The organism is Acidovorax sp. FJL06, assembly GCF_003852545.1.
Classification (GTDB): domain Bacteria; phylum Pseudomonadota; class Gammaproteobacteria; order Burkholderiales; family Burkholderiaceae_C; genus Acidovorax.
Genome location: NZ_QAJR01000044.1, coordinates 74,603 through 84,033, shown reverse-complemented (window position 1 = coordinate 84,033; position 9,431 = coordinate 74,603). Strand labels below are relative to the sequence as shown.

The 9,431-nt window shown below is 69.3% G+C and carries 7 protein-coding genes; all 7 read right to left on the bottom strand.

What is annotated here, in order from left to right; genetic code table 11:
• Window positions 1-108: 108 nt before the first annotated feature.
• The 7 genes from DBV10_RS20880 to DBV10_RS20850 all read right to left on the bottom strand — a co-directional run bounded on the left by DBV10_RS20880 (window position 109) and on the right by DBV10_RS20850 (window position 9,423).
• Window positions 109-3,219, bottom strand: a complete 3,111-nt coding sequence (locus DBV10_RS20880; protein WP_124515482.1) for an MdtB/MuxB family multidrug efflux RND transporter permease subunit — start codon at window positions 3,217-3,219, stop codon at window positions 109-111.
• 53 nt (window positions 3,220-3,272) lie between these two features.
• Window positions 3,273-5,027 (bottom strand): efflux RND transporter periplasmic adaptor subunit, encoded by a 1,755-nt coding sequence (locus DBV10_RS20875; protein ID WP_124515481.1) that lies wholly within the window; start codon window positions 5,025-5,027, stop codon window positions 3,273-3,275.
• A gap of 150 nt (window positions 5,028-5,177) precedes the next feature.
• A complete protein-coding gene (locus DBV10_RS20870) occupies window positions 5,178-5,810 on the bottom strand; it encodes a LysE family translocator (RefSeq protein ID WP_124515480.1) in 633 nt (210 codons plus the stop codon).
• Between the two features lie 96 nt (window positions 5,811-5,906).
• Window positions 5,907-6,536 carry an ATP-binding cassette domain-containing protein gene (locus tag DBV10_RS20865; RefSeq protein WP_124515479.1) on the bottom strand — a complete coding sequence of 210 codons (630 nt, stop codon included), beginning with the start codon at window positions 6,534-6,536 and terminating at the stop codon, window positions 5,907-5,909.
• A 30-nt stretch (window positions 6,537-6,566) separates the two neighbouring features.
• Window positions 6,567-7,484, bottom strand: a complete 918-nt coding sequence (locus tag DBV10_RS20860) for an EamA family transporter (protein ID WP_124515478.1) — start codon at window positions 7,482-7,484, stop codon at window positions 6,567-6,569.
• Window positions 7,481-8,485 carry an SDR family oxidoreductase gene (locus DBV10_RS20855; RefSeq protein ID WP_124515477.1) on the bottom strand — a complete coding sequence of 335 codons (1,005 nt, stop codon included), beginning with the start codon at window positions 8,483-8,485 and terminating at the stop codon, window positions 7,481-7,483. Before DBV10_RS20855 ends, DBV10_RS20860 begins: the two co-directional genes overlap by 4 nt.
• The gene (locus tag DBV10_RS20850; protein ID WP_124515476.1) at window positions 8,482-9,423 is read right to left on the bottom strand and encodes a bile acid:sodium symporter family protein; all 942 of its coding nucleotides are present in this window, start codon (window positions 9,421-9,423) and stop codon (window positions 8,482-8,484) included. Before DBV10_RS20850 ends, DBV10_RS20855 begins: the two co-directional genes overlap by 4 nt.
• Window positions 9,424-9,431 lie beyond the last annotated feature (8 nt).

Below are 9,431 nucleotides of genomic sequence, written 5' to 3'. Positions count from 1 at the left end.
CAACCCGGCCTCCGCCCTCAACACCAGCATGCTTTTCAAACCAGCACGCCCAGGCGTCGACAGGCTCAGCCCGAACGGTAGATGACAAAGCGCAATCCACGAACGCCATCACGCCCCCTCACCCCGCCGCCCACGCCACCGCTGCGCCCACCCCTCAAACGTGAGGTAAATCACCGGCGTCGTGAACAGCGTGAGCAACTGGCTCAGGATCAGCCCCCCCACCATCGTCACCCCCAGCGGATGCCGCAGCTCACTGCCCACCCCCGTGCCCAGCATCATCGGCAACGCCCCCAGCAAAGCCGCCAAGGTCGTCATCAGGATCGGCCTGAACCGCAACAGGCACGCCTGGTAAATCGCATCGCGCGCACTCAGCCCCTCGTCCCGCTGGGCCTCCAGCGCAAAGTCGATCATCATGATCGCGTTCTTCTTCACGATGCCGATCAACAGCACGATGCCGATGATCGCAATGATGTCCAGGTCCAGCCGCGCCGCCATGAGCGCCAGCAGGGCCCCCACCCCGGCCGAGGGCAGCGTGGACAAAATCGTGACCGGGTGCACCGTGCTCTCGTACAGCACGCCCAGCACGATGTACATGGTGACCACCGCCGCCAGGATCAGCAGCAGCGTGTTCGACAACGACGCCTGAAACGCCAGCGCCGCGCCCTGGAAGCTTGTCTCCACCGACAGCGGCAACTGCCCCTCGGCCTGCACAGCCGCCTTCTCGCGCTCGATGGCGGCCACAGCATTGCCCAGCGACACGCCGGGCGCGGTGTTGAATGAAATCGTGGCGGCAGGCAACTGGCCCACGTGGTTGACCACCAGCGGCATGTTGCGCTCCTCGATGCGCGCTACCGACGACAGCGGCACCGGCGCTCCGGTGCTGGAGGGCACATAGATGCTCTGCAGCGCCTCGGGCCCCACCTTGAACTGCGGCGCCACCTCCAGCACCACGCGGTACTGGTTGGACTGGGTGAAGATGGTCGAGATCAGCCGCTGGCCAAAGGCGTTGTAGAGCGCCGCGTCAATGCCTGCCACCGTCACCCCCAGGCGGCTGGCCTGGGCGCGGTCGATCTGCACATAGGCCTGGCGGCCCTGGTCCTGCAGGTCGCTGGCCACATCGGTCAGCTCGGGCAAGGCGCGCAGGCGGCGCAGCAGCTCGGTGGTGCTGGTGGTGAGCTGCTTCATGTCGGGCGACGACAGCAGCCACTGGTATTGCGTGCGTGCCACACGGTCTTCGATCGTCAGGTCCTGCACCGGCTGGATGAACAGGCGGATGCCGGGCAGGTTCTGCACGCGCTCGGCCAGGCGCTGCTGCACCACGTCGGCCTTGTCGCGTTGCGCGTGCGGCTGCAGGTCGATGAGCAGGCGGCCCGTGTTGAGCGTGGTGTTGGCGCCATCCACCCCGATAAACGACGAGATGCTGCGCACGGCCGGGTCTTGCAGCAGGCGTTCGGCCACGGCCTGCTGGCGTTCGGCCATGCCCGCGAATGAGATCGACTGGTCGGCCTCCGTGGTGGCCTGCAGCGTGCCTGTGTCCTGCACCGGGAAGAAGCCCTTGGGGATGAACAGGTAGAGCACCACGGTGAGCGCCAGCGTGGCCATGAATACCAGCCAGGTCCAGCCCCGGCGGTCCAGCACCCAGGCCAGCATGCGGCCATAGCCGGCAATCGTGCGCTCGAAGAAATGGCCCGTGGCCTGGTACAGGCGCCCGTGGCTGTCCTCGGGCGTGTGGCGCAGCAGGCGCGCGCACAGCATGGGCGTGAGCGTGAGCGACACCACGGCCGAGATCAGGATGGACACGGCCAGCGTGATCGCGAACTCGTGGAACAGGCGCCCCACCACATCGCCCATGAACAAGAGCGGGATCAGCACCGCGATGAGCGAAATGGTCAGCGAGATGATGGTGAAGCCGATCTGCTGCGAGCCCTTGAGCGCCGCCGCCAGCGGCGCCTCGCCCTCCTCCACGTAGCGCGCGATGTTCTCGATCATCACGATGGCATCGTCCACCACGAAGCCGGTGGAGATGGTGAGCGCCATCAGCGTGAGGTTGTTGACCGAAAACCCCGCCAGGTACATCACGCCGCAGGTGCCGATGAGCGACAGCGGCACCGCCACGCTGGGGATGAGCGTGGCCGAGGGGCTGCGCAAGAAGACAAAGATCACGGCCACCACCAACAGCACGGCCAGGCCCAGCTCCACCTGCATGTCACGCACCGAGGCGCGCACCGTCACCGTGCGGTCCGTGAGCACCTGCACGTCCAGCGACGCGGGCAGCGTGCTTTGCAGCTGCGGCAACAGGGCCTTCATGCGGTCCACGGTGTCGATCACGTTGGCACCGGGCTGGCGGCGGATGTTGAGGATCACGCCGGGCTTGGTCCCGGTGTCTGCAGTGCCTGCCCAGGCGGCCAGGCGGGTGTTCTCGGCGTCGTCCACCGTCTCGGCCAGGTCTTTCAGGCGCACCGGCGCACCGTTCTTGAAGGCGATGATGAGGTCGCGGTACTCGGCCGCCGACTGCAGCTGGTCGTTGGCGTCGATGGTGGACGCGCGCGCGGCACCGTCAAAGCCGCCCTTGGCCTGCTTGACGTTGGCCGCAGCAATCGAGGTGCGCACATCCTCCAGCGTCAGGCCCAGCTGGGCCAGCGCCGTGGGGTTGGCCTGGATGCGCACGGCCGGCCGGCGCCCGCCCGCAATCGCCACCAGCCCCACGCCCTTGACCTGCGAGAGCTTGGGCGCCAGGCGGTTCTCCACCAGGTCGTTCACACGGATGACGGGCAGCGAGGGCGAGGTGATGGCGAGCGTGAGGATGGGCGCGTCCGCCGGGTTGACCTTGCTGTACAGCGGCGGCATGGGCAGGTCGCTGGGCAGCAGGTTGCTGCCCGCATTGATGGCCGCCTGCACCTGCTGCTCGGCCACGTCCAGCGCCATGTCGAGCGCAAAACGCAGCGTGATCACCGAGGCCCCGCCCGAGCTGGTGGACGACATCTGCGACAGGCCCGGCATCTGGCCAAACTGGCGCTCCAGCGGCGCTGTGACGTTGGAGGTCATCACGTCCGGGCTCGCGCCCGGGTACAGCGTGGTGACCTGGATGGTGGGGTAGTCCACCTCGGGCAGGGCCGAGGTGGGCAGCAGCCGGTAGGCCATCAGCCCCGCGATCAGGATCGCCACCATGAGCAAGGCGGTGGCGATGGGACGCAGGATAAAAAGGCGCGACAGGTTCATGGCGACGGATGCGCTGGCAAAACAGACACGGGGGACACAGGGGACTGTCGCGCTCAGCGCGCCGGCGCCTGCTGCTGGAGTCGCTCGCGAATGTAGGCGCGGCGCTCATCCTGCGGCAAAGCCATCACGCGGGCCCTCTCGTCAGCGGGCATCTGGTCCAGCAGCGCCTTCACCTGGGGCGGGATGCCGCGCGCTGGCGCAGAGGCGCCGTCCGCCATCGCGGCAGGGGCAGCGGGCAGCGCCGCCCCGGGAGCCCCTTGAGGTGCCGCCTCTGCGCGCGGCACGGGACGGGCCGGCATGTCGCCGCGCGGCGCTGGCGCGGACGAGGCAGCCAGGGCTGGTGCCGGGATCGCAGGCGGCGCAGTGCCCGCCGCTGCCGACGAGCCCGACGCAGCCGACGCTGGCGCGGCCGCGCCGCCCGCCCCCATCTGCGCACGCCGCTCGCGCAAGAAGGCGCGGCGTTCTTCGGGGCTCATCTTCTGCAGCTTTTCGCGCACCTCGGGCGGCAGCGATGCGATGAAGGCGCGGCGCTGCGCGGCCTGGTCCTGGGCCGCCTGGTCGGCGCGGCTCACGGCCCCGGCGTCGATCACGGCGACCTTGGCGCCTTCGCGCAGGCGGTCGATGCCATCGGTGACCACCTGCTCGCCTTCGCGCAGCTCGCCTTCAATGCCCACGCGGTCGCCATCGGCCACCCCCACGCGGATGCGGCGCTGGGTCACAGTGCTGTCTTCCTGCACCAGGTAGACATAGTTGTTCTGCACGGCCGTGGTGGGCACGGTGAGCACGGCTTCAAGCAGGTTGACCTGCAGGCGCACGTTGACGAACTGGTTGGGGTACAGCGCGCCGTCATCATTGGCAAAGGCCGCCTTGACCTTGATGGTGCCTGTGGCGGTGTCGATGGCGTTGTCCAGCGCCACCACGCGCCCCTTGGCCAGCTGCCGGCGGGCATCGCGGTCCCACAGTTCCACGGGCAGCGCCTCACCGGCTGCCAGGCGGCGGCGCATTTGGGGCAGGTGCGCCTCGGGCACGGAGAACGCGGCATCCATGGGGCGCACCTGGTTGATGGTGACGAGGCCGTTGGCATCGCTCGGCCCCACCACGTTGCCCTTGTCGGCCTGGCGCAGGCCCAGCCGGCCGGCGAACGGCGCGGTGACCTGGGTGTAACTCAGCTGCAGCCGCGCGGCGTCCACCTGGGCCTGGTCAGAGGCCACGGTGCCCTCCAGCTGCCGCACCAGCGCGGCCTGGGTGTCCACCTGCTGGCTGGCGATGGAGTCGCGCGCCAGCAGGTCCTGGTAGCGCTTGAGGTCGAGCTGCGCGTTCTTGAGCAGGGCCTGGTCGCGCTGCAGCGTGCCCTGCGCCTGCGACAGCGCGGCCTGGTAGCTGCGTGGGTCGATCTCGGCCAGCACCTGGCCCGCGCGCACCTCGTCGCCCTCCTTGAAGCGCACCGCCACCAGCTCGCCGCTGACCTTGGCGCGCACCACGGCCGTGGCGCGGGCGCTCATGGTGCCAATGGCGTTCACCACCACCCGCACATCGCCCCGCTGCACTGTGCCCACCGACACGGGCTGGACGCCACCGCCGCCAAAACGGCCCGGGCCGCCCGCCGGCTTGCGCCCGGCAGGGCCTGCAGCGCCGTCACCGGCGGCCTGTGCAGTGGCCGCCTCCTGGCGCTGCTTCCACCACCAGGCACCGCCCCCCACGGCCCCCACCAGCAGGGCAGCCAACAACACGGAGGGAAGCAGCCGCAGCTTGCCCCATTGAGAAACAGCGGGCCGCTGCGAACGGGCAAACGAACGGATCAAGGGCATGGTCAGGCGCAACGGTGAATGGGCGAGGGGGGTATGGTAGCCAGCGCGCCCCCGGTGTTCGCCGCTTGGCGGGGGCCCTTTACCGAGGATTTACGCGTGCTTTGGGCGGGGTTTACCGGCGCAGCGGACACCCCTCGCCCGGGGGGGCGATCAGCGGTTGGTGGCCAGCAGCAGGCCACCGGCCCCCATGAAGAAACCGCCCGTGGCCTTGTTCAGCCGCGCCACGCCGCGCGAGGTGCGGATGAAGCGGCGGATCTGGCGGCCAAAGCTGGCGTACACGGCAGTGGAAACAAACTCGCTGCCCAGGTAGATGGAGCCCAGCACCAGGAACTGGCGCGCCGCCGGTTGCGCGGGATCGATGAACTGCGGAAAGATCGCCGCAAACAAGATGATGGCCTTGGGATTGGTGATGCCCAGCAAAAACTCCTGGGCGATGAGGGCCCGCAGGTTCACCGGGGCCGGCTGCGCGCCGTTGCCAGGTGCATCGTCCAGCGCCAGGCCGCTGAATTCGCGGCTGCGCCAGGCCCGCCAGCCCAGCCAGAACAGGTAGGCCGCGCCCACCCACTTCACCGCCGTGAAGGCGGCCTCGGACGCAAGCAGCATGGCCCCCAGCCCCACGGCCGACACCGTGAGAAAGATGGCGAACGCCGCCGCACGGCCCACGGTGGCGATCAGGGCCGCCCCCACGCCAGCGCGGATGCCGTTGTTGAGGCCACAGAAATTGTTGGGCCCCGGGGTGAGCGAGATGGCGATGGCCACCGGCACGAATAACAGCGCGTCCATGGAGCGGTCCTTGCGGAGAAAGGAAGAAGAGATGCGGGACAGTCTACGGCAGGCCTCTGCGAACTGCAGCCCGGACCACAGAAGCCCCTGAAGGGCCTACAACCGCACCAGATCCACCACCGTGCCCCAGGGCACATCCGCCAGGGCTTCGTAATGCGCCACCACGACGAGGCGGTCAGGCCGGGCGGCCTGGAATGCCAGGGCCTGTGCCAGGTAGCGGGCGGAGGGCTTGTCCAGCCCGCCCACGGGCTCGTCGATCAGGGTCAGGGGCGCACCCGAGGCCAGGGCCCCGGCCATGAGCACCTTGCGCTTGCTGCCGGTGGACAGCGCATAGAACGGTTTGTCCAGGTGCTCGTGCAGCGTGAACCCGTCGGTGTGCGCGGCCAGCGCAGCGGCATCCCACAGCGGGTAGCGGGCGGGCAGGCTGTCCAGCCAGCCCCGGGCGGTGAGTTTGTCCAGGTCGCCCGCGCGGGGGGCGGCCCAGAAGACGTGGTGCGCATACGCCTTGGAGGCATCGCTCGGGCCCACGCCCTGCAGCGTGATGCGCCCGGCCTGCGCCGCGAGTTCCCCCGCCAGCAGGCGCAGCAGCGTGGTCTTGCCACTGCTTTCGTCGCCGCGCACCAGCGCCAGGCCTGCGGGCCAGGCCAGCGACAGCCCGTCCAGCACCGCACACTCGGGGTAAGAAAACCGCAGTCCATCCACCTGCAAAAAAATGCGCTCAGCCACCTGGCCTCCTCGATAGCGAAAGCAGGGATTCTAGGAACCTGCGGCACGCCGCGCCCACCACCAGCCCCCGGCCTGGTTCACCACCAGCCCGCACAACACAGCCGCTGCCCCCGCCCACTGCAGCGGCAAGGGGGTCTCGCCCAAAAAGGCATAGGCCGCCCACAGCCCCACCACCGGCACCAGCAGCGAAAACGGCGTGACCCGCCCGGCCGCATGGCGCTGCAGCAGCTGCGTCCACAGCGTGTAGGCCAGCAAGGTGGCCAGAAAGGCCAGGTAGCCCACAGCCAGCAGCGCCGTGCCGTTGACGGCCTGCAGCTGCGCCCCCACGCCGTCCAGCCCTTCGCTCCACACCGCCAGGGCAAAGAACGGCACGATGGGCACCAGGCTGCTCCACACGATGAAGGGGAACGGCGCGTAGGCCCCGGCCTGTGCTGCGCGGCGCGCCACCAGGTTGGACACCGCCCACATGAAGGCCGCCCCGAGCGTGAGCACAAACCCGGCCAGCGTCATCTGCCCTGGCCCCTCGCCATGCGCCAGGCCAATGGTCATGAGCCCCCCGAACGCCAGCGTGAGCCCCCACCATTGCCAGGGCTTGGCACGCTCGCCCAGCAAAGGGGCCGCCAGCAGCAGCGTGAAAAACGCCTGCGTCTGCATGACCACCGACGCCATGCCCGCCGTCATGCCCAGCTGCAGCCCGAGGAACAGAAACCCAAACTGCCCCAGCCCCTGCGCCAGCCCGTAGCCCAGCACAAACCGCCAGGGCATGGCAGGGCGCGGCACAAACAGCACAAAAGGCAGCGACGCCGCCGTGAAACGCAGCGCGCCCAGCAGCATGGGACTCAGGCCCTGCAACCCGAGCTTCATCACCACAAAATTCAGCCCCCAGATGACCACCACGGCCAAGGCGCGCAACAGATCGCCCCGGCTCAGCGCCACATGCGCGCTCATGCAGCCACCGCCGGCGCCGCCGCAGCCACGGGCCGCCCCTGCCGGGCGCGGGCGGCCACGAAGGCCTCGAAGGCCTGGGCGCTGGTCTTGCCAGGCACATAGCCCAGCCCCTCCTTGAGCGCGGTGTTGAGCAGCACCGGGCGGTAGCGCAGAAAGTCGAGCTGCTCGGGGCCATAGCGGCTCACCCCCAGCGTGGAGCCCACGGCCAATGCCGCGCGCAGCAGCCCGGCCGGCAGCTCCAGCACTGGCTTGCCCAGCCGCTGGGCGATCTCACGCAGGGGCAGCGCGCCGTCACCCGCGAGGTTGAAGCAGCCCGCCCTGCGGGTGCGCAGCGCGTGCAGGATGGCGCCGGTCACGTCCTCGTCCCAAATGAACACAAAGGGGCTGGCGCTGCCGCGGATGGCCAGCAGGCGCGGCTTCTCGAACAGTGCGGTGATCTGGTTGTCCACCCGCTCGCCCAGGATGGTGCCGATGCGCAGCACGGTCTGCGCAAGCGCCGGGTGCTCTGTGCGGTAGCGCGCCAGCATTTCCTCGACCAGCCGCTTGTGGTGGGCATAGGCGAACACTTCGTTGCCACGCAACGCATCCGTTTCGCGCAGCCACGCGGGGTTGTCGGCGTGGTAGCCATAGGCCGCGCCGCTGGAGCTGACCACCAGGTGCTGCACACCCGTGGCCACGCAGGCATCAAGCACGTTCTGGCTGCCCAGCACATCCACGGAATATTCAAACTCGCGGCTGGAGCCCTTGCCGGGCGTGACGATGGAGGCCAGGTGCACCACGCTGTCGATGGCATGTGCGGACAGGGTCTGGGCCAGCGCCGGGTCGCGCACGTCCTGCACCACATAGGCCACGCCGGGCAGGCGGCGCTCGGGCGGCACCTCGCGCACATCGGCGGCGACGATGGCCTGTACACCTTGGCCTGCGCCTTCGCGCGCCAGGGCCGCCACCACGCTGCGGCCCAAAAATCCATCGGCCCCGGTCACCAGAATGCGTGCCGTCATGCGCCGCCCTCCTGCGCTGCGGCCGCCGCAGCGTGCGGCACCACGGGCGGGCGCCGCCCCCACCAGCCCGCCAGCGCCAGGCCCGCGATGATGTCCCAGAAGCCCCACACGCCCGCCACCACGGCCATGCCGCCCAGGCCGCCGAAGAAGCTGAAGATCAGCACCAGCCCGAGCCCCGCGTTGCGGATGCCCACCTCGATGCTCACGGCGCGCCGGTCGTAGTCGGGCAGGCCACTCAGGCGCGCACAGGCGTAGCCCGTGCCGAAGGCCAGTGCATCGTGCAGCGCCACGGCCAGCAGCACCAGGCCCACGTAATCGAGGAAGTAGCGCCAGTTGCCCGCCACCGCCCCCACGATGAAACCAATGAGGCAGACAAAGCTGAGGATGCGCACGGGCTTGTTCACCCGCCGGGTGAAACGGGGCAGCTTTTCGGCGCACAGGATGCCCAGCACGAAGGGGATGCCGATGATGGCCACGATGTGCCCCGCCATCTCCAGCGGGTCGAGCGCAATGCTGCGCAAGAGCGGTGCCGCCGTGGGGTGCATTCCGCCCCAGAACGCAAAGTTGAGCGGCATGAGCACGATGGCCAGCGCGTTGGAGATCGCCGTCATCGACACCGACAGCGCCACATTGCCCCCGGCCCGGTGCGTGAGGATGTTGCTCACATTGCCCGGCGGGCAGCACGCCACCAGGATCATGCCCAGCGCAATGCTGGGGCCCGGGCGGAGCAGCAGCGTGAGCACAAAGGTCACCGCAGGCAGCACGATGAACTGCGCCGCAACGCCCACCGCCATGGCGCCCGGCATGCGCAACACGCGTTTGAAGTCGGCCACGCGCGTGTCGAGCGCAATGCCGAACATCAGAAAGCCCAGCACCACGTTGAGCACCACCAGGGATGCAGGGTTGAAGTTGAGCCGTATTTCGTCCACGGGCAGCATGGCGATCC

What these genes read in the sequence shown, in the direction of transcription:
- DBV10_RS20860 (WP_124515478.1), bottom strand. Translation starts at nt 7,484, where the DNA reads ATGAGCGCGCATGTGGCGCTGAGCCGGGGCGATCTGTTGCGCGCCTTG.
- DBV10_RS20880 (WP_124515482.1), bottom strand. Translation starts at nt 3,219, where the DNA reads ATGAACCTGTCGCGCCTTTTTATCCTGCGTCCCATCGCCACCGCCTTG.
- DBV10_RS20875 (WP_124515481.1), bottom strand. Translation starts at nt 5,027, where the DNA reads ATGCCCTTGATCCGTTCGTTTGCCCGTTCGCAGCGGCCCGCTGTTTCT.
- DBV10_RS20855 (WP_124515477.1), bottom strand. Translation starts at nt 8,485, where the DNA reads ATGACGGCACGCATTCTGGTGACCGGGGCCGATGGATTTTTGGGCCGC.
- DBV10_RS20850 (WP_124515476.1), bottom strand. Translation starts at nt 9,423, where the DNA reads ATGCTGCCCGTGGACGAAATACGGCTCAACTTCAACCCTGCATCCCTG.
- DBV10_RS20870 (WP_124515480.1), bottom strand. Translation starts at nt 5,810, where the DNA reads ATGGACGCGCTGTTATTCGTGCCGGTGGCCATCGCCATCTCGCTCACC.